We start from the raw sequence: 19,779 nt of genomic DNA on the forward strand, positions 1-19,779 counted from the left end.
TGATCGAGGTCATTGAGAAGCGTCCGATGCCTGCCGCGGCAGTATCGGACACTCGCTGGCGGGCGGCGCATCGCGAGAAAGCCCACCGTATGCTATCCCCTTGCCCTTTGCGCGCGCCTGCCATTGCGACAAAGCGCTCGAATCGGGGATTGAAACGCCATTTCGCCGGCCCGGGATGCGCAGGGCGATGCCGTCAATGACGCCCGCAAGCCATGCCTCAGTTCGCGCCCGCAGGAGCATCGAGCAACTTCTGTTGCAGATCAAGGTTGAGCGCCCACTGCTCTTCCACGGGAATGGCGCGCCGCGAGCTGGTCTTGAGGGAACCTTCTTGCGTCCACAGAAACGGATAAAAATTCAGGCAGAGGTCGCCGGACAAGGGTAATTCATCAAACTCCTGCGCATCGCCGGGCTGCCGGCCGTAAAACTGCCGCAACTGGCGAGTAAAGGCCCATTCGACGAACGCCGTGTAGCCGATCTCCAGCGCTTCCCACGCCAGTGTCTCGGGCGCGAGGTAATACATCTTGCCCTGGTCGGCCCCGAGTGCGCCGCCGTTGATGGCAAAAAAGCCGCCGAGCACGTCGTCGGCCACCAACAGAAAGCCCTCGGCCTTTCCTTCGTTCCACGTAGCAATGTTCCGCTCCAGTTTGCCATGTCCCGAGCCCAATATCCGCAGCCAGCCGTCATCCACCAGGATGCCGCCCGTTTCATAGGCGATGGCGCCTAGGGGGGAACGCGTGGTGACCTGCAAGCTCAGCAGCACATCTTCCCTGCTAGCCGAGGGCGGCAGCAATTCCACCGGGATGTCAGCCTCGCTGGCCCATTGCCGGATCAGCGGAAACGCCGGGTCTTCACTATCCAGTAATTCATTCAATGTACGCATTGCACCTGACCTTATCGATGACCGCTTCCGGCGGTCGGAGAGTTCATGACGACGCTGGCACTGCCTGGCGGGCGGCGCCCGGCATTCCAGCGGCTCGCCCCTGGCGCGATCCAGTATCGACGACGACATCTGGACGCTGCGCAAATTTTACACATAGCCGCCCCGGCCCCCCTGCACGCCTGCCAGCGGCCACGCAAAACCGGCCGGAGCCGCCGTCCCACATTCCGTGCATTCCCCCGAATCGACCGTTCATCCTGCGTCTGGCGCCATTCGTCGTCCGGCGCTCGCCCGTCAGGGCGGCCGCACATACCATGTCGATATGACCACTCCACTCCAGTTCAAGTCCGGCCAATTCTATGGCGACGTGCATCACGGCGCGCGCGGCAGCATTTTCGATATCCGCCGGCTGAAGGCCACGCGTGGCGAAGATGAAGTCGAAACGCACCGGCATGACGATGCCCACTTCGTCTTCGTTCTGTCCGGCACGTATATTTCCAGCGCCCTGCACGCCCCGCCGCGCGCGCCTTCGCCCACCCTCGTCTTCAACCCTGCCGGCACGACGCACCGCGACCGCTTCGTCGATGGCAAGGGCAGTTTCATGACGGTATCGCTCGACCCTGCCCTGCTGTCGGGCGCCGAGGAATTGCATGCGGCCCAGGAGTGCGCCACCGTGTTGCGCGATACGGCCAGCGCGGCGGCCGCGTTCCGGCTCGCGCGCGAAGTGGGCCGCGGCGGCGATGGCGCCCTGCTCGAAGCGGGCGCGTGGGAGATGCTGGCCAGCCTGCACAAGGCGCCCCGGCAGGCGCGCCCCGCCCTGCCCGGCTGGGCCCACCAGGCGTATGAAGCCGTGATGGATCTGGCCAATGACACGCATCTGCGCATCGCCGACGTGGCCGCCGCCCTGGATGTGCATCCCGTGCACCTGGCCCGCGTGTTCCGCCAGGCCTGGGGCTGTTCGCCGGGCGACCTGCTGCGCTGGCGCCGCGTCGACCAGGCCAGCGGCTTGCTGCACCGCCCGGAACTGAGCATGGCCGACGTGGCGCTGAGCGTGGGCTTTGCCGACCAGAGCCATATGACGCGCGCCTTCCAGGCCCGCTACGGCATGACGCCCAGCAACTATCGCCGCCAAATGTTTCAAACGTCCAAGACAATGCCCAATTTACAAGACTAGACTGAACTTTTCCAACTCAGGAGTACACCATGTTGCGATACCTCCCCCTTCTTCTCGCCTTCGGCAGCAGCGTCCACGCAGGCGAGCTGGACGGCATCACCACCGCCATCGAAGCGGGCGACTTCAAGCAGGTCACCAGCGTCGTGGTGGCGCAGCATGGCAAGCTGCTTTACGAACACTACTTCGACAAGGATGGCGCCGAAAGCCTGCGCAATACGCGCTCGGTGGGCAAGACGGTGGCCGGCATGCTGGTCGGCCTGGCCATCGAGCGCAAGCTCTTGCGCACTGACACCCCCGTCCTGCCCTACTTTCCGGAACTGCGCCCGCTGGCCCATGCCGACCCGCGCAAGGACAAGATCACGGTCGAGGATTTCCTGACCATGAGCTCGCTGCTTGAATGCGACGACGACAACCAGCATTCGCGCGGCAATGAAGAGCGCATGTATCTGGTGGAAGACTGGAGCCGCTTCGTGGCGGACCTGCCGATCCGCGGCTTTCCCGAATGGCAGCCCCGCCCCGAGCAATCGCCGTATGGCCGCGCCTGGAGCTATTGCACCGCCGGCGTAACCCTGCTGGGACCGTTGCTTGAAAAGGTGAGCGGCCAGGGCGTGCCGGACTTCGCCGCCGCCAACCTGTTCAAGCCGCTTGGCATCGACAAGGTGAAATGGCAATTCCAGCCCAAGGGCAGCGCCATGACGGGCGGAGGCTTGCAGCTGCGCAGCGTGGATCTGATGAAGCTTGGCCAGCTCTACCTCGACGGCGGGCGCTGGCATGGCAAGCAGGTGATGCCGGCCGAGTGGGTCAAGCGCTCGATCGCGCCCCACGCCAACGCGCGCGAAGGCATGGACTACGGTTATCTGTGGTGGCTGCAACCGTTCACGGCCAATGGCCGTACGGTGCAAAGCTATGGCATGGCGGGTTCCGGCGGCAATAAAGTGCTCGTCCTGCCGGAACTCGATGCCGTGGTCGTCATCACCACGACCAACTTCCAGGTGCGCGACGCCCATGGCATCAGCGAAAAATTGCTGACCAAGCTGATCCTGCCGACATTGATGCGCCCGTAAGCGCCCGTCATTTTGCGGACGTCAAGTACGCCCGCAAGCCATGCGTGAGCACGAAAGGAAACACGCTTGCGTGATCTTCATCCGCGAAGACGCGCAAGCGCGTCTTCAGGCCGGGGAACTTGCGCGATGTCAACTTCCCATCGAATTCGCGCAAGTCGGCCACCATGTCGGCGTCCGCTTCCGAACGTGAACGCTTCTTGCCCGCCGCCAGCTTTTCCAGGCCGCCGATGCCGAAGAACACGGACGCCGGCAAATCCTTGTGGCTGGCCGCATACGCCTGTTCGCGGTCGAACATGACGCCGGCGTCGTACCACAGCGACGGGCTGCCGAGGACGTAGTGCTCGAAGGTGCGCGGTTCCGTCAGCAGCAATTGCAGGCCCAGCAAGCTGCCGTAGGAATGGCCGATGAACACCTTGCGCTGCATGTTCGCGCGATAGTGCTGCGCAATAAAGGGAAACACCTCGCCCGAGATGAACTGGCCATACGCCTTCGCTTCGCCGAACGCGGGTTGCCGTCCCGGCATGTCCGAGCGGTAATCGTGCTTGCGCGGCGTGGTGGGCGTATAGTCGCGGCGCCGGCTGTACACCCCGCCATCGCCGTTGGCGTACGACAAGCCAACCACGATGACTTCTTCCATCCCCGCATGCTTGTTCAGGCGCTGCGCGATATTGCGCACGACGGGAAATGCATAATTGGCATCGACGACGAACAGCACCGGATAGCGCTTATTGCCCTGCCGATAGGAATCGGGCAAGGCGACATACAGCTGGTAATCGCGCTTCAAGGCTTGCGCGCGAAGGTCGCGCACTTCCGTATTCTCAAGAACGTAGCTGGCGGGCGCGGGGGCGGCCAACGCGCTGTTGGCCAGGCAGCAAAGGACGATGAGCAGATGCAGAGGCTTCAAGCTGTTTCTTTCATTGAGGTAGTAGTTACTTCGCCGCAGCCGCCGTCAGCTGCACCAGCTTGCGCTCGACAAACGCCTGCAGCTGGGGCGACAGGGTTTGCAAGCCCTTGGCGCGCTCGAACGCCTGGCGCGCCTGGGCCGGGTGGTTGTCGGCTTGCAAGGCGATGCCGAGGCCCATCCACCAGACGCTGTTGTCGGGCGCCGCCTGCAGGGCCAGCTGATAGTGTTCGGCCGCTTCGCGGTAGCGCTGCTCGCGCTGCAGCACGCCGGCCAGGAAGGCGTGGTATTCGCCGCTGTCGCTGGCATACGGCAAGCTGCGCATGAGGGTGTCGAGGGCCGCCGCGCCGCCATTGGCCTTGTCCAGCTGCAAACGGGCCAGCATCATCGCTTGCGCCGGCTGTTTCGGGTCCAGCGCCAAACTCAGCTGCAACTGGCGGGCCGCCTCGTCGGGACGCTGTGCTTCCAGCAGCAGGCGCACCAGCGTTTCGCGCGCGCCCTGATGGCGCGGGTCCAGCTGCAGGGTCTGCTGCAAGGCCAACATGGCGTCGGACACGCGGCCATCCTGCAATTGGGCCAGCGCGCGCCGGTATTCATTCTCCACGCGCTGCTGCGGCGTGACTTGTTTTCCATCAATGATGCGTTCACTCGCAGCGGACGCAGTCGTCTTCACCACGGGCGCAGCGGCAGGCTTGGCGGCGTGTTCCGTGATGCGGCGCATGTCGGCGGCACGCAGCTTGGCGGGCGCGGGGGTGGCTTCCTCGGCCTGAAATACGGGTTCGGGTTCCGCCGCCACGACGGGCGTGGGCGCGGGTACAACGACGACAGGCGCCGGTGCCGGCACTGGAACCAGGACCGGCGTACTGGCCACGCTGACCAGCACGGGCGGCACGGCCGGGCGCTTCAGGTAGACCCAGCCCAGGGCGATGGCGGCGGCCGTCAAGCCTGCGGCACCGCCGAAGACCAGCGCGCGCGAGACGCCCCGCTCGCGTTCGGGCACGGAGCGGATACCGGCCGCGTCGCCGCGTCCATCGGGGGTGCCGCGGGCATCGAGGTCTTGCAACATCTTGTTAATCAGGCTCATCTACAGGCTCATCTTCGTCATCGGTTCAATAAAGTCCAGCTCGCGCCGCAGGCGGCGGCCAGCACGCCGGCGCCGGCCAGCCATGGCCACGGCCTGCGCCAAAAGCGGTGCGGCTTGCTGGCCAGGGTGTCGCTGGCGGCCAGCGCCACGTGGCGGCCGCCGACCTGCTGCCGCCCTTCGCCATACGCCACCATCAGCGCCTTGTGCGCCATGATATTGATCAGGCGCGGGATGCCGCCGGACGCCTTGTACAGCTTGGCCACGCCGCCACGGCTGAACAGGCGCGCGCCGTCGAAACCGGCCACGCGCAGGCGGTGCGCCACATAGAAATCCACGTCGTCGCGCGACAAGGGCCCCAGGTGATAGTGAAAGGTGATGCGCTGCGCCAGCTGGCGGATTTCCGGCAGGGCCAGCTTGACGTCCAGTTCCGGCTGGCCGAACAGCACGATCTGCAGCAGCTTGCGCTTTTCCGTTTCCAGATTCGTCAGCAGGCGCAGCGCTTCCAGGCTGTCGACGGGAATCGCCTGCGCTTCGTCCAGGCACAGCAGCACGCGCTTGCCTTGCGCCGCCAGGTTGAGCAGGCGCAAGTTGAGTGCGCGCAGCAACTGATGCTGCTCAATATCCTTTTCCAGCAAGACATCGAGGTCCTCGGCCAGCGCCAGGATCAGCGAACGGGGCGACAAGTTCGGATTCGGGATGTAGGCCGTGACGAAGTCCGGCCCCAAGGATTGCATGAACTTGCGGCAGAGAAAAGTCTTGCCGGTGCCCACTTCGCCAGTGATCTTGATGAAGCCCTCGCCATTGCGCGCCGCCACCAGCAAGGTATTGAGCGCCTTTTGCGACTGCGGGCCGTTGAAGAAGAAACTGGTATCGGGCGTGAGGCCGAACGGCGCCTCGCGCAAGCCGAAATGGGCCTGGTACATTTAGCGCCGCTCCGACGGACGGCGCGGGTCGAGCGCCTCGATGCGCTTGCCAGAATCGAGCAAGTCCTCGTTCCAGCTATTGGCGCCATCGACGATGGTCGGCTTGATCAGCACCACCAGCTCGCGCTTCTGGATCACCTGCCCCGTGTTGCGGAACAGCGCGCCCAGCACGGGGATATCGCCCGCGCCCGGCACTTGCGAGCGGTCCGACGTCGTGGCCTGGCGCATCAGGCCGCCGATGGCGACGATACGGCCATCCTGGCTGCGCACCATGCTGTCCATCTCCGACGTGCTCGATGCGGCCAGCGGCAGTTTCAGGGAACCGGCGCTGCCCAGGTCGATTTCCTTGCTGATGGTCGACACCTGGCTGACGGACGGGTGCACGTGCAGGATGATGTTGCCATCCGCATCGATCTGCGGCGTCACGTCCAGCACCACGCCGGAAAAGAACGGCTGCAAGGTCACGTTGGGGCTGGTCGTCGCGCCGCTGGCCGTCGTATTCGTCGTGGTCGACACGCCCGTCACGTAAAACTCGTCCGTGCCGATCTTCAGCACGGCCTTCTGGTTGTTCATGGTGGCGATGCGCGGGCTCGACAGCACGTGCACGGAGCCTTGCGATTCCAGGAAGGAAATCATCGCCGCGAAATTGGCCGTCTGGAAGGCCAGGCCGAACATGGAACCGGCCGAGTTGGCCGCCGAGCTGAGGCCGAAGCCGCTACTGGCCGTCAAGCCGCTGCCATTCGTCATGTTGGGCGGCTGGCCCCCATTAAAGGGCAGCGGCGCCAGGGTGCCGCCCGGCTGGATGAAGCCCGTCGAGATGCGGTTCGTGTGGCCGCTCTTGATCGAGGCGAACGAGGCCCAGTTGATGCCCGTCTGCGTGTTGTCGTTAAGTTCGACTTCGAGGATTTTCGCTTCCAGGATCACCTGGCGGTCGACGGACAATTGCGTGGCCTTCAAATACATGTCGACATTGCGCAACTCTTCCGGCATGGCGCGGATGACGATCACGCCCGACTGCGGACTGAGCACCACTTGCCGGCCGCCGTCGCTGCTGCCGACGATGGCTTCCAGCGCCGCCTTCAGTTCCGGCCAGAAATCGGCCGTCGACGAGGTGGTCAGGTTGCTGCTGTCCAGCGTACGGCCGCCCTGGCCACCATTCGTTTGCTGGTTCTGCTCGTTGTTGTTGCCCTGATTGTTATTGCCGCCATTTCCGCTGTTGCCGGAGCCGCCCGAGTTGGTCGAGCCCACGGACCCCACCGACGTCGACGACACGCGCAGGTTGGAATTGCCGCGGCGCGCGCCCGTCAGGTAATTGACGTGGAACAAGCGCGTCTGCATGGTCAGGGGCTTGATGTAGATCTGCGTGCCCTCGACCTTGTAATCGTAGCCATACAGTTCGCGCACGGCGTCGAGCGCCTGGAACAGGGTCACGTCCTTCAAATTGGCGGAAATCGTGCCGCCGATGTCGGGATGGACCAGCATGTTGTAGCGCGTGCCGGCCACGATGGAAGTGAAGAACTGGCGCGCCGGCACATTGTTGAACGCCACGTTGAAGCGCTCGTCGAGCGCGGCGCGGGCCTTCGGCAATTGCTGGGCCAGGGCCGCCACGGGCGGCAGCAGCGCCGCTTCCACGGCGTCCGGCTGGGCCGCTGGCGCCGTGGTGGCTGCCGCGCCCTTGACGGCATCGGTGATCGCATTATAGGTGTCGCGCTTGACGGGCGCGACATTGCAGCCGCCCAGGCCCAGGCTGACGCTGATGACAGCCGCCATCGTACTGATCTTGAACATGCTCGCCTTGTGTTGATTGAGTTGCTTGGCCACTTCTTCTACTCCTGCTTGCGGTCGGTCTTATTGTCGGTCTTGCTGCTGGGATACAGCTTGAAGGTTTCCAGTGATTTGCCACGCCGCAACAATACGGCCGTGTCGCGGATTTCCACCACCACGGCGTCGCCCACCTTGCCGCCCACCTTGACCGTCTGGCCATCGATGACGGCCAGGCGGCGTCCGCCCGGCTGGGTGGAAACGAGCACCGATTGCAGCTGCGGCCGGGCCGCGACGGCGGGCGCGGCGTCGGCGGGCGCCCACAGGGCCGCGGGCGGACGCGTCGGATCGTCGAGCGCCTGTGCCTGCGCGCCCGGCGATGCCAGGCTCAGGATCAGGAAGGGCGCCAGCAGCGCGGAACCCAGGGTCAGAGTGCGATCCATGTATCGTCCATGCTGAGGGTATGTAAGGTCAGGGTCAGGGTGGCGCCCGGGTAACTGGCGGCGTCGAGGTGGGCGGCGCCCCAGAAGACGCGCGTCGGCATCGCTTGCAGCGCCTGCATGTATTGCACCATGTCGGCATAACTGCCTTGCAGCACCACTTCCACGCCATGCTGGTGCAGCAGGGGAGCCGGCGCCCTGGCCGCCGCATCGCCGTTCGCGCTGTCGGCCTGGCGTGCGCCCACGGCGCTGGCCGGCAGGGTTTTCAGCGACACCACGCGCAGTCCCGCGTGCCGGCGCAGCAAGTGTTCGAGCAAGGTGACCATGCGCTCCGGCGCCACCAGGCCGTGCTGCTTCTCGCGCAGCGCCTGCGCCAGGGACGCCGTTTCCGCCTGCAAGGCCGCCAGGCGCGTGCGCGCTTCCTGGTCGGGATCGGTGGCGTGGGCCAGCATGGTCAGCTCGACTTCCTTGTCGGTGGCACTCAAGAGGCTTTGTTTTTGCGCAATGCTCGCCTCCAGCGCGGCGCGTTTCGCCAGCAGGGGATTGAAGCTCATGAAATAAAACACGAACAGGACGGCGGCCGCACCGGCGCCGAACACCATCAGCCGCTCGCGCAGGCTGAGGGCGTCGAAGGCGGCGGCCCATTTCTTCAGCAAGGGCAGCATCAGCGTGCTCCTTCCGTAACAGGTTTCGGCGGCGTGGCAGGCCCGGCGGCGCGGTCGGCCGACTGCAGGCTGAACGCGACATACGGCAGGCCAGGCGCCCTGCCCTCGGCCACGGCCGCTGGCGCGGGCTGGCCGATGTCGAGGCTGGCGAAAGTCTTGCCTCGCAGTACTTCCTGCTGGCCCAGGCGCGTGATGTAGGCAGGCAACAGCGACGCGTGCAAGGCGCGGCCCTGCAAGCCGAAGTCATTGCCGGCGCCGGCAATGTCCACGCCCGTCAGCCATACGCCCTCGACCCTGGCCTGCGCCAGCGCGCGGAAATAGCCGGCATAGCCGAGGGTATTGCCCAGCTTGCCGCTGTCCAGCACGTTCGACGCATCCTGCAGCAGCTGGCGTTGCGCCTCGACGGCCGCCAGTTCCTGCGCCAGGGCCGGATCTTTCTTGCGTGGAGGAAAATCGCGCAAAGTCTGGTCGCGCTTCGCCTCGCCCTGCGCCAGCGCCGCCTTGACGCCCGCTTCGCGCCGTTCCAGGCCGTTCAAGGCTTGCTGGGCCAGCACGCCCACGGCCAGCAGGGCCAGCGCCAGGCCGCCCAGGCCCAGGCCGGCCGTGCGCGCCGACATATGGTGTTTTTGCAGTTCAAACTGGGGATTGAACAGATTGATCTGCTGGCTCATGCGCCCTTCCCTTCGTGCTTGCCCGGGTGCAAGCCAACCTCGCGCAAGCCGGCGCCGATGGCCAGGAAGTAGCGCGCCTGCATGGCGGGGTCGCGCAATTCGGCGGCCTGCGACAAGTCCAGCACCGTGGCCAGGTCCAGCTGCTCGACGGGCATGTAGAGATTGTCGGCCAGATAGGCGTGCAAGCCGTCGGCCGCGCCCGTCATCAGCATCAAGCGGGCCAGCGAAATGAAATGAAACTGGCGGTCGAAGTGGTCGAACGAGCGCTGCAGTTCCAGGGTGACGCGGTCGTAGTACTGGCTGGCGTCGGGCGACTGCAATTGCGTCAGGGTCACGTCGATGCGGCGCGCCTGGTACAGCTCGCCATTGAAACTCATGGTCAGCAAGCCGCCGTCGCCATCGAAATACAGCACGGCGATGCCGCGTCCCGGCGTTTCCAGCAAGGTAGCGATATTGCGCTGCGCCATCTCGGGGATATCGATCACGGACAGGCCGATCTTGCATTCGGCGTACAGCGCCTGGCGCCGCGACACGGCGCTGTTGCGCGCGGCGACGGCAAACACGCTGCTGCCCCGCTGGGTGCCGTTCGGGTCGCCGGGGATGTCGAACACGTCGATGGTGGCTTCGGCCAAGGGAAAGTCCAGCATGTCCTTCAGGCGCCAGCCCACGGCCGTCTTCAGCTCCTCGCGCGGCACGGCAGGCGCTTCCAGCGACAGCAACTGGTACTCGCCGCCGGCCAGCACGGTGGTGCAGTGGCGCGCTGCCGCCTGCACGTCCTTGCCCAGTTTTTCCAGCACCTCGGCCGGCGCCGGCCGCGCGGCCGCCTGGTAACTGGCGCCCAGCACGCGCGGCATGCCGTCGGCGGGACGTTCGACAACGACAGCGCTGACGCCTTCCCGGCCAAACGCCGTGGCCAGCCAACCCTCATACTTCCTTGCTCTTGCGAATAAACCCATGCGACCTATCCAGTGTAAGTGCCTGCCCGATCTTGTCGCGCAGTTAATGCATCCAGCCAATTTTAATTCATGAAGCCAACTTTATTGTGTAAAAACAATAAATTAGCGATCTTTTTTGCACGCAGTTGATCTTACTGCGACAACACGGCTTGCAGGCGGCGCTGAACATAGTCCGCGTTGTTGCCCGCGTTCGGACAGAACGGCTCGATAGTGCCCGGCTGGTTGCACGCCGTGGCCGTAATGGTCCAGCTGGTCAAGGTGCCGGGCCCCGTGGCCGTGCTGCATTGCACGCTGACGCTGAACGACGACAGCGTCGTGCCCGCCGGCAAGCTGAACGTGGTGGCGCCGACGCATGGCGCGCCGGCGCTCAAGCCCGCGCTGATCTGCTGCTGCAGCCCCCATTCGAGACCGGCGCGCGCGGCCTGTTCGGCGCGCACACCCTGCACGTCCATGGCCGATTCCGTCTGCTGGAAAGTGGAGATATTCACCATCACGGCCGCCAGCGCGGCCAGCACCACCAGCAGGAAAATGGCCGTAACGAGGCTGAAACCGCGCATGCGGCCGGCGCGATGGCGCAGCAAGCGCCTCATGGTGTATTCCTCGCCTGTACCTGTTGCACCAGACGCAGCACGCCCGTATTGCTGTTCGCTGCCCCCAGACTCAGGTCGATATTCACCAGACCCCGCTGCACGTTGGCCAAAATGCCATAGCTGAAACGGCAAGCCGCCACCTGGCGCGCCAGCAGTGCTCCCTTCTTCGCCTCCAGCGGGACCGTGTTTTCCACAACCGGCTGGGTAGCCTGGATGACATAGCCCGCGTAACGGGTCAAGGTGCCGCTCTTCAGATCGCACGCATAGGTGACGGGCGTCGATACCACCTGGAAACGGTTCGACGGCGACGGCAGCGGCGCGGGCGCCGTCGTGAAAGGATAGCTGCCCAAGGTGACGACAGTGCCGGCTACGCCCGTGACTGGCGCGCGATTGCAGCCGGTGGCAGCGCTGCAGGCATACGCATTGTTCGGCGCGCCCGCCCCGCCCAGGTTGTAGACGACGATCTGGTCGCCCACGCTGATCGCCTGGCGCGCGCCCAGCGCATCTGCGGGCATGGCGCCGACGACGGTAAACGCTGGTGAGGCGGGGGTGGTCTCAAAGCTCAGCACACTGCCTGGTCCCGACGGATCGCTGTCGCTCAGGTAGCGTCCGCCCGTCTTGGTCAGCAGCAATTCCAGGAACAGGCCGTCGTTCGACACGCGCACGCTGTTGGGCAGGGCCAGGCGCACGTCGCGCGTCAGGCGGCGCGCTGCCGTGTCGGCCGTGTCGGCCAGCGCGGCGCGCGCGGTGGTGTCGATATAGCCTTGCACGGGCACGCGGATGAAGACGGCGACCATGGCGCCGATGATGCCCGTGATGACGATCACGATGACCATCTCGACGAGGGTAAAACCGCGCGGGCGGCGCCTGGCGTTATAGAAATTTCTCATGGAGTACTCATGGGATACTATTCGGCGCATAGCGCACGCGATAGCCGTCGAGCACGATCTGCTGGTCGGCATACGGCACGACCACCTGGATATGCAGGCTTTCCGTCGCAGGCAAGCCGTTCAGGGCTTGCTCGGTGATCGTCACCAAGGCAGTGTAATTCTGGGTGGGGCTGGCAGCCCAGGCATTACCCTGGGCATCCGTCTTGTACTCCGTGGCTGTGCCATACGCACTCACGTAATCGTTGACGTTGTCGAACGGCCTCCCCGCGCCGTTCGCCTCTTCCCCCGGCCCTTCCGGGATGGCGCAGCCGGCCGGGCTGGTCGCCGTTTCCGCGGCCGGGTCTTGCGGATCGCAATAGGTAAACCGCGCCAGCTGGATTTCTTCCAGCATGCTTTCGGCAATCGCCAGCGCCTGCTTGCGCAGCTGCGGATCGGCGCTGCGCTTTGTCGTCAGGCTCATCACGCCCAGGATGGCGGCCGAGGCCAGGCCGACGATGACGATGAACAGCACCAGTTCGATCAGGGTCACGCCGCGTTCACGCCGGCGCCGCTGGCTAATGGACATAACCCGTCTCCCCCTCGACCGTGACGACGCGCTCCGTGCCGTCACCCAGGATGCTGATGTTCAGCCGCGCAGGGAAACCCGATAGCGCCGGGAACACATCGTTCTGCGCATACGGCTGGCCCAGCGCGTCGAAATAAAAGCTGGGCTCGCCTTTCACATCGGTGGACAGGGTAACGCCGGACGGCCGGCCTTCGCACAGCCAATTGCTTCCCAGGCAATACTGCAGCGTCTCCTTGCTGCCGCTGTTCTTGCCCGCGGGCGGCACCACTTTCTGGTCAGCGCTGCAAACGGCATCGAAGCACAGGGCCACCCTGTCGGCATCGATGCGTACAAACACGGCACGGTTTTGCGCCACCGCAAGTTTTTGCCCGTAGCGCACGATATTCGTCACCTGGTCGGCAAAACCGCGCGCGTCAAAAGTGTCGCGCTGGAAAAACCGGTTGACGGCAAAGGTCGCCAGCAAACCCGCCAGCACCAGCACGGCCACCAGCTCGATCAAGGTGAAGCCGCGTGCAGCCGTACGCCGCAGGCGGCCTGGCGGCCCTGCTTGGCGATGCGAAAAGACTGTCGGTGACTGCTGCAATGGATGGCCCGTAAAAAAGCCCAACGGGCTGGCGCCTGAGGTTGGGCTGGTGGTGCGCAAGGAAGGCCGGATGTTGCCTGACTTTCCTTGCAGTGTGCTCAAAGATTACTTACACGTACTCGGGTCTGCCAGATCCTTGATGCCTGGGCCGGCGGTAGCGGTGGCAGCGGTATACGTCACCGAGCAGCCCGAGCGCGATGCATCAGGGGACACGGAGAAACCGGTAGCGGAGATCACATAGTCAGGTGTGGCGATGCCTGCGGCAAGTCCAATCCCGGCGGCATCGGCCGTAGGGTAACCATTGGCCCCCGTAATCGGCTGGCCTTCCATTGTTACGGTCTTGGTCGCGTCAGCATTGACCAGCCACTGCGCATGGTACAGGGCAGCGCCCGCCTTGACGGCGCCAGCGGCCGCGTGCATCTTGGCCACGCGCGCATCGGTCGACATGTCGATGAATTTAGGAATCGCCGTGGCGGCCAGGATGCCGAGGATCACGATGACGACGATCAATTCGATCAGGGTAAAACCTGCCTGGGCGCCGCTTTTCATACTACGTAAAGACTTGTTCATTCTTGCTTTCTCCAAAATCAAATAAAAAAACTTCAAAACCAACGCCATGAAACTGTCGCTGCACCGGACCAGGAAGCGCGTCAGTTTGCCGCCGGGTCCGGCGATTTCCACACCACGATATCGGGTTCCTGGGCGAGCTTGTCAAGATCGGCATCCGCACGTGGCAAGGTTACCTTAAATTTCACTAAATCAACCCTTTTACTGGGAAAAATATTGCCATTACTAAACAAATAGATGATTTTTTGTTCTTTTTTATCGTACAGCCAATTCCCCGCAGGTAATTTTTCAAGGTCCGGCTGCGCGAACTCGCCCAGGTAGTTGGCTGGCTTGTCGGCCAGCCAGTCGAACGGGTTTTGCCGCGCCAGCGCCGGCAACCGGTCGCGCCGATCCGCCAGGTACAGGTGCAGTACCTGCACCCGCAAGCTGGTGCGCAGCACGCCCAGCATCTGCGCCACGGCCACCTGCTGCGCCTGCTGCTGGTAATAGCTGACCCGGTTCAGGAACACGGCCGTCAGGATGGCGAACACGCCCGCCACCACCGCCAGCTCGAACAGGGTGAAACCGCGCTGGCGCAACGGTGTTGCCATCAGTGCAGGGCCGCCCGGCCCAGGTCCCAGATCGGCAGGAAGATGCCCAGCGCCAGCACCAGCACCATGGCGCCGAGGAAGACGATCAAAATCGGCTCGATCTGCGCCGACAGGGTTTTCAGCTCGTAATCGACTTCGCGTTCGTACATGTCCGCGATCTCGTCCATCAGGTCGTCGAGCGAACCGGATTCCTCGCCCACGGCGATCATCTGCAACACCACGGGCGTAAACACGCCGGCCGCCACCGAGGTGCGCAAGATGCTTTCGCCCCGCTCGACGCCGTCGCGCATCTGTTCCACGCGCGCACTCAGATACGTGTTGTCGACCGTTTGCGACACCACCGTCAGGGCCTGCACGATGGGCACGCCGCTCGTGCTGGACAGGGCGAAGCTGCGCGCGAAGCGGGCCATCGTGCCCTTCAGGATGATCTTGCCGGCGATCGGCAGGCGCAGCTTGGCGCGGTCCCACTTATACAAGCCCTCTTTCGTGCGCAGCCAGGCGCGCCAGCCGAAAAAGCCGCCCACGCCCAGCATCAGCAGGATGGGCCAGTACGCCACCGTAAAGCGCGAGGTGCCGATCAGGATGCGCGTCATCAAGGGCAGTTCCGCATGGAAACTGGCAAACACCTTCTCGAACTGGGGAATGACGAAGATATTGACCACGATCATGGCGGCCAGCATGGCGAAGACGACGAAGGTCGGGTAGCGCGTCGCCGTTTTCACGCGCGCGCGCATGTCGCGGTCGAATTCCAGGTGGTTGAACAGGCGCAAAAACACTTCATCGAGGCGTCCCGTCATTTCACCCACGCGCACCATCGACAGGTAGAACGGCGTGAAGATGGCGGGATGGCGCGCCATGGCGGCCGACAGTTCGCGGCCCGCGTCGAGCGATTCGCGCACATCCTTGATGATGCGCCCGAATGCGGGGCTGATGGCCGACTCCTGCAAGCCGGCCAGGCCGCGCATGATGGGCACGCCCGCCTTGAGCAGCGTGTACAGCTGGCGGCTGAACAATTGCACGTCCATGGGCGTGACCTTTTTCTCGGTCAGCTTGTCCCACCAGCCCAGTTGGTTGGCGCCCGCCTTCGTCACCGTCTGTTTCGTGGCGCTGATGTCGACGGGCGTGCTGCCGCCCGCCATCAATTGGTCGGCCACGGCGCCGCTGTCGGCGCCTTCCATGACGCCGGTCAACAGTTCGCCGCTGGCGCTGCGCGCCTTGTAGGAGAAAAACGGCACCTCAATCCTCGCTCTGGTTGCTGATGCGCATCGCTTCCATCACCGTCGTGCGGCCCTGGACCACCAGCTGCACGGCGTGGCGGCGCAGGGTTTCGCCCGCCATCTGCGCCGTCGCCACCTTCATGAAGTGGGAAGGATCGGCATGGTTGGCGGCATCGGCCACGGCGCGCGTGATTTCCAGCAATTCGTACACGCCCGTGCGGCCCCGGTAACCCATGCCGTTGCAATGCGAACAGCCCTTGCCGTGGAAATACTGGTTGCGTTCGACCAGCTCGCCCAGTTCCAGGCGCAGCCATTCGTATTCGTTCGGCGTGGGCGCGTATGGCGTGCTGCAGCTTTCGCAGATCACGCGCACCAGGCGCTGCGCCAGCACGGCTTGCAGCGAGCTGCCCACCATGTAGCGGGGCACGCCCATGTCCATCAGGCGCAGCGGCGTGCTGATGGCGTCGTTGGTATGCAGGGTCGACAGCACCAAGTGACCGGTCATGGCGGCGCGCAAGCCGATTTGCGCCGTTTCCTGGTCGCGCATCTCGCCCACCAGCACGATGTCGGGATCTTGCCGCAGGGCCGAGCGCAGCACTCTGGCGAAATTCAGCTCGATCTTGTCGTTTACTTGCACCTGGTTAATGCCCGGCAAGCGGTACTCGACGGGGTCTTCCACCGTGATGAGCTTTTTTTCCACGGAATTGAGCTCGGACAAGGCGCAGTACAAGGTCGTCGTCTTGCCGCTGCCGGTCGGCCCCGTCACCAGCACGAGGCCGTTCGGGCGGCTGACAATGGCGCGAAATTGCGCCACCAGCGCAGGCGGCATGCCGATGGCGTCCAGGCGCAAGGTCGTGCCGCCCTGGTTCAGGAGCCGCATCACCACCGATTCGCCGTATTGCGTCGGCATGGTGGAAATACGCACGTCGATGCGCTGGTTTTTCACGCGGATGGCGAAGCGGCCATCCTGCGGCAGGCGCTTCTCGGAAATATCGAGGTCCGACATCAGTTTCAGGCGCAGCGCCAGCGAACTGGCGATCTTGCTGTCCGCTTCCGTCTGCAGGTGCAGCACGCCGTCGATGCGGAAGCGGATCTGCAGCCGGCCTTCCTGCGGCTCGATGTGGATATCCGAGGCGCGCACCTGGGTGGCATCCTCGAACACGGATTGCAGCAGCTTGACGATGGGCGCCTCTTCCAGGCCCGGATTGGCGGCCAGCGCGCCGAAGTCGACGGAAACGTCGCCCAGGTCCTGCTCCAGCTCGCGCGTCAGGGTGGAAATGTCTTCCGTGCGGCGGTAGATGCGGTCGATGGCGGCCAGCACTTCCGTCTCATTGACGACGGCCAGTTCGATATGGCGCTTGACCAGGCGCGAGATTTCATCGTACGCGAACAGGTCCGTGGGATCGGACATGCCGACCAGCAAGCCCTCGCGGCGGTCTTCCAGCACCAGCGCGCGGAAGCGCCGCGCCTGGGTTTCCGGCAGCAGCCGCACCAGTTCGGGGTTGATGTTGAAAAACTTCAGATTGATATAGGGAATGTCGAGCTGGCGCGCCAGGGCGCCCGAAATCTGCTCTTCCGTGACGAAGCCGTGCTCGACAAAAACGCGGCCCAGCTTGCGTCCCGAACGCTTCTGTTCCGTCAAGGCCAGGCCCAACTGTTCTTCCGTCAGCAATTTCTGCTGCACCAAAATTTCACCGAGCCGGACTTTCTCTGGCCTTGCCATGCTTGCTCCTCGACAGATTCATGAGACGATGCACGCCAGCGGCGCGCGGGGGTATTTTATTCCAGAACCTGTTGTTTCTTAAAGAAAATACATTCCATCATTTGATTTTTGCGCATTTCAACACTCAGCAAGTAAACACTTGCCGCCCGCCGGCACCCATGGCAATAATGGCGGTCGTACCCCGTCTTGCCTGCCGACCATTGCCACTATGAACGCTTGCGCCATCGAGTTCCACAACGTGCATCTGCAGCTGGCGGGCAGCGCCGTGCTGCGCGGCGTCGACCTGCAGGTGCACGCGGGAGAACTGTTCGGCCTGGTTGGCGTGAATGGCGCGGGCAAGACTTCCCTGCTGAAATGCCTGCTGGACTTCTGTACGCCGGAACGGGGCGAGATCGCCATCTTCGGCCAGCCGCACCGGCATGGCGCGGCGCGCCAGCCCCTGTCGTTTCTGCCGGAGCGCTTCCAGGCGCCGTATTACCTGACGGGCGGCGACTTCCTGCGCTACCTGGCGCGCCTGCACAAGGTGCACCCCGATGCGCAAGCGCTGCAACACACCCTGGACGCGCTGGACCTGGCGCCGGACGCCCTGCTGCGCCCCGCGCGCGAGTATTCGAAAGGCATGATGCAGAAACTGGGGCTGGCCGCATGCTTGCTATCGGGCAAGCCGCAACTGGTGCTCGATGAACCGATGAGCGGACTCGACCCGAAGGCGCGCGCGCAATTCAAGCAAGTCTTGCGGCAAGCGCGCGCGCAAGGCCGCGGCGCCCTGCTCACTTCGCATGCGCTGGCCGACGTGGAAGAATTGTGCGACCGCATGGCCATCCTGCATGGGGGCCGCATCGTGTTTACGGGCACGCCCGCCGAATGCCGCGCGCGTCACGGCGGCGCGCAAGACGCCAGCCTGGAGCAGGCTTTCCTCAATTGCATCGCAGCATGAACCCCGACCCGCACGTCCCGCCTGCCACGCCGCCCGGACGGCCGTATGCGCCCTCGCCGCACGGCATGTATCTGCGCCATTTCGGCTTGCGCACGGCGCCGTTCGGCATCACGCCGGACCCGGCCTTCTTTTATACGGGCAATACGCGGGGCGAGCTGCTCGCTGCGCTGCTGTATGCCGTCATGCAAGGCGAAGGCATCATCAAGCTGACGGGCGAAGTGGGCAGCGGCAAGACCATGCTGTGCCGCATGCTGGCCGAACGCCTGCCGCCCCAAGTCGACGTGCTGTACCTGCTCAATCCCCGCCTGGAACCGGACGAAGTCTTGCACGCCATCGCCGCCGAACTGGGCCTGGAACTGGATGGCTGCCGCGCCGATGCCGTCCTGCGCGCCCTGCACGGCGAGCTGATCGCCAGGCATGCGGCGGGACGCCAGGTGGTGTTGCTGGCCGAAGAAGCGCAAGCCATGCCGGGCGCCACCCTGGAAGCGCTACGCCTGCTGACGAACCTGGAAACGGCCAGCCACAAGCTGCTGCAAATCGTTCTGTTTGGCCAGCCGGAATTGCAGCACACCCTGGACTTGCCCCAGTTCCGCCAGTTGAAGGAACGCATCACCCACAGTTTCAGCGTGCCGCGCCTGCCGCCAGCCTTGCTGGACGACTATCTGGCATGCCGCCTGGCCGCCGCCGGCCGCCCGGCGCCGCTCGTTTTTACGCCGGCCGCGCGGCGCCGGCTGGCGCGCGCGGCGCAGGGCATCGTGCGCAGGATCAATATCCTAGCCGACAAGGCCTTGCTGGCCGCGTTTGCGGACGATGCGCAGGAAATCAGCGCGCGCCACGTGCGCCTGGCCATCGCCGACAGCCCCTTTTACCGCCCGCCCTGGCATGCGGGCAAGCTGCTGGCAGGCGCCTTGAGCGCGCTGATGCTGTTGCTGGCCTTTGCTCTGCTGTGGCAATGGCGGGCAGGCAGCGAGGATCGGACTGCGGCGACAGCCAGCATGGCGACGCCGGCAAGCCAGGCATCCCACGCATCCCAGGCACGCTCCGCCGCGCCCGCCGACGCGGCACCAGGCACGCTCAAGGCAGCGCTTGTGCGCGCACCGCAGCCCGCCCCGTCAACGCTGCTCGACAGCAAGCTGGCCGAATCGCGCGACTGGCTGGCGCGACAAGGGCCGAAGCAACTGGTGCTGCACATCGCCAGCCTGCCCGCCACCGAGACAGTTGCGGCGGAAACCTTCCTGCGGCAGGCGCAGCAAGCCACCGGCCTGCACGACCTCCACGTGTTTCGCCTGCCTGGCGCCATGCCCGCAACCGCGTCCGCGCCCGCAAATACGCCGCCCGCGACCTCCGCCGCGCGCCTGCTCATCGTCTATGGCAGCTTTGCCGACCAGGCCAGCGCCGAAGCCGTGTGGGCCAGGCTGGCCCCGGCGTCGCCGCAGAAAATATTGCTGAGCGACATAGACAGTATCCGCACAGAAATAAAAGCCCTGACACCGGAAAAACCAGGGCGTGGCGCCCCCTGACTTTATTTCAGCATATTGCCTCCCAAGCCTGCACAGCCGATTGCTTTTAAGCGATCATGCTGGGTAAAATTACAAAAGCAC

Annotated in this window: 21 protein-coding genes; 4 read left to right on the forward strand and 17 right to left on the reverse strand. The window is 64.6% G+C overall.

What is annotated here, in order from left to right; translation table 11 throughout:
* Window positions 1–217 precede the first annotated feature (217 nt).
* Window positions 218–880 (reverse strand): DUF2625 family protein, encoded by a 663-nt coding sequence (locus tag O3299_RS09605; RefSeq protein ID WP_305062168.1) that lies wholly within the window; start codon window positions 878–880, stop codon window positions 218–220.
* Window positions 881–1,199: 319 nt separating this feature from the next.
* On the opposite strand from O3299_RS09605, the gene O3299_RS09610 reads away from it, so the two are divergent.
* Both O3299_RS09610 and O3299_RS09615 read left to right on the forward strand, forming a co-directional pair.
* Complete coding sequence (locus tag O3299_RS09610; protein ID WP_305062169.1) at window positions 1,200–2,051, forward strand: helix-turn-helix transcriptional regulator; 852 nt, start codon at window positions 1,200–1,202, stop codon at window positions 2,049–2,051.
* 29 nt (window positions 2,052–2,080) lie between these two features.
* Window positions 2,081–3,115: a serine hydrolase gene (locus O3299_RS09615; RefSeq protein ID WP_099667530.1), complete on the forward strand. Its 1,035-nt coding sequence runs from the start codon at window positions 2,081–2,083 to the stop codon at window positions 3,113–3,115.
* A 7-nt stretch (window positions 3,116–3,122) separates the two neighbouring features.
* Here the strand turns inward: O3299_RS09615 and O3299_RS09620 are convergent, their stop codons facing one another.
* The 16 genes from O3299_RS09620 to O3299_RS09695 all read right to left on the reverse strand — a co-directional run bounded on the left by O3299_RS09620 (window position 3,123) and on the right by O3299_RS09695 (window position 17,241).
* Complete coding sequence (locus O3299_RS09620) at window positions 3,123–4,019, reverse strand: alpha/beta hydrolase (RefSeq protein WP_305062170.1); 897 nt, start codon at window positions 4,017–4,019, stop codon at window positions 3,123–3,125.
* 25 nt (window positions 4,020–4,044) lie between these two features.
* A complete protein-coding gene (locus O3299_RS09625; RefSeq protein WP_305062171.1) occupies window positions 4,045–5,100 on the reverse strand; it encodes a tetratricopeptide repeat protein in 1,056 nt (351 codons plus the stop codon).
* Between the two features lie 17 nt (window positions 5,101–5,117).
* Window positions 5,118–6,023 carry an ExeA family protein gene (locus O3299_RS09630; protein ID WP_289904689.1) on the reverse strand — a complete coding sequence of 302 codons (906 nt, stop codon included), beginning with the start codon at window positions 6,021–6,023 and terminating at the stop codon, window positions 5,118–5,120.
* A complete protein-coding gene (gene mshL / locus O3299_RS09635) occupies window positions 6,024–7,811 on the reverse strand; it encodes a pilus (MSHA type) biogenesis protein MshL (protein WP_305062172.1) in 1,788 nt (595 codons plus the stop codon).
* 38 nt (window positions 7,812–7,849) lie between these two features.
* Window positions 7,850–8,227, reverse strand: a complete 378-nt coding sequence (locus tag O3299_RS09640) for an MSHA biogenesis protein MshK (protein WP_305062173.1) — start codon at window positions 8,225–8,227, stop codon at window positions 7,850–7,852.
* Window positions 8,212–8,889 (reverse strand): type II secretion system protein GspM, encoded by a 678-nt coding sequence (gspM, locus tag O3299_RS09645; RefSeq protein WP_099667527.1) that lies wholly within the window; start codon window positions 8,887–8,889, stop codon window positions 8,212–8,214. The genes O3299_RS09640 and gspM overlap by 16 nt, the downstream gene beginning before the upstream one ends.
* On the reverse strand, window positions 8,889–9,560 hold the full coding sequence (locus O3299_RS09650; RefSeq protein WP_305062174.1) for an MSHA biogenesis protein MshA: 672 nt from the start codon (window positions 9,558–9,560) through the stop codon (window positions 8,889–8,891). The genes gspM and O3299_RS09650 overlap by 1 nt, the downstream gene beginning before the upstream one ends.
* On the reverse strand, window positions 9,557–10,516 hold the full coding sequence (locus O3299_RS09655; RefSeq protein WP_077405827.1) for an agglutinin biogenesis protein MshI: 960 nt from the start codon (window positions 10,514–10,516) through the stop codon (window positions 9,557–9,559). Before O3299_RS09655 ends, O3299_RS09650 begins: the two co-directional genes overlap by 4 nt.
* Window positions 10,517–10,647: 131 nt before the next feature.
* Window positions 10,648–11,106: an agglutinin biogenesis protein MshP gene (locus O3299_RS09660; protein WP_305062175.1), complete on the reverse strand. Its 459-nt coding sequence runs from the start codon at window positions 11,104–11,106 to the stop codon at window positions 10,648–10,650.
* A complete protein-coding gene (locus O3299_RS09665) occupies window positions 11,103–11,996 on the reverse strand; it encodes a prepilin-type N-terminal cleavage/methylation domain-containing protein (RefSeq protein WP_305062176.1) in 894 nt (297 codons plus the stop codon). Before O3299_RS09665 ends, O3299_RS09660 begins: the two co-directional genes overlap by 4 nt.
* Before the next feature lie 7 nt (window positions 11,997–12,003).
* On the reverse strand, window positions 12,004–12,561 hold the full coding sequence (locus tag O3299_RS09670; protein ID WP_305062177.1) for a prepilin-type N-terminal cleavage/methylation domain-containing protein: 558 nt from the start codon (window positions 12,559–12,561) through the stop codon (window positions 12,004–12,006).
* On the reverse strand, window positions 12,551–13,090 hold the full coding sequence (locus tag O3299_RS09675) for a Tfp pilus assembly protein FimT/FimU (RefSeq protein ID WP_370385300.1): 540 nt from the start codon (window positions 13,088–13,090) through the stop codon (window positions 12,551–12,553). Before O3299_RS09675 ends, O3299_RS09670 begins: the two co-directional genes overlap by 11 nt.
* A 159-nt stretch (window positions 13,091–13,249) precedes the next feature.
* Window positions 13,250–13,825, reverse strand: a complete 576-nt coding sequence (locus tag O3299_RS09680) for a type II secretion system protein (protein WP_305052350.1) — start codon at window positions 13,823–13,825, stop codon at window positions 13,250–13,252.
* Entirely contained in the window at window positions 13,795–14,301 is a 507-nt protein-coding gene (locus O3299_RS09685) for a type II secretion system protein (RefSeq protein WP_305062179.1), read from the reverse strand. The genes O3299_RS09680 and O3299_RS09685 overlap by 31 nt, the downstream gene beginning before the upstream one ends.
* Window positions 14,301–15,536, reverse strand: a complete 1,236-nt coding sequence (locus O3299_RS09690) for a type II secretion system F family protein (protein WP_077405845.1) — start codon at window positions 15,534–15,536, stop codon at window positions 14,301–14,303. The genes O3299_RS09685 and O3299_RS09690 overlap by 1 nt, the downstream gene beginning before the upstream one ends.
* Window position 15,537: 1 nt before the next feature.
* Window positions 15,538–17,241, reverse strand: coding sequence for a GspE/PulE family protein (locus O3299_RS09695; RefSeq protein WP_305062180.1), 1,704 nt, complete (start codon window positions 17,239–17,241; stop codon window positions 15,538–15,540).
* A gap of 208 nt (window positions 17,242–17,449) precedes the next feature.
* On the opposite strand from O3299_RS09695, the gene O3299_RS09700 reads away from it, so the two are divergent.
* Together O3299_RS09700 and O3299_RS09705 are read left to right on the forward strand one after the other, a co-directional pair.
* On the forward strand, window positions 17,450–18,178 hold the full coding sequence (locus O3299_RS09700; RefSeq protein ID WP_305062181.1) for an ABC transporter ATP-binding protein: 729 nt from the start codon (window positions 17,450–17,452) through the stop codon (window positions 18,176–18,178).
* Window positions 18,175–19,698: an ExeA family protein gene (locus tag O3299_RS09705; protein ID WP_305062182.1), complete on the forward strand. Its 1,524-nt coding sequence runs from the start codon at window positions 18,175–18,177 to the stop codon at window positions 19,696–19,698. Before O3299_RS09700 ends, O3299_RS09705 begins: the two co-directional genes overlap by 4 nt.
* Window positions 19,699–19,779 lie beyond the last annotated feature (81 nt).

The sequence above is a fragment of the Janthinobacterium sp. SUN176 genome (assembly GCF_030587335.1).
GTDB lineage: Bacteria > Pseudomonadota > Gammaproteobacteria > Burkholderiales > Burkholderiaceae_D > Janthinobacterium > Janthinobacterium kumbetense.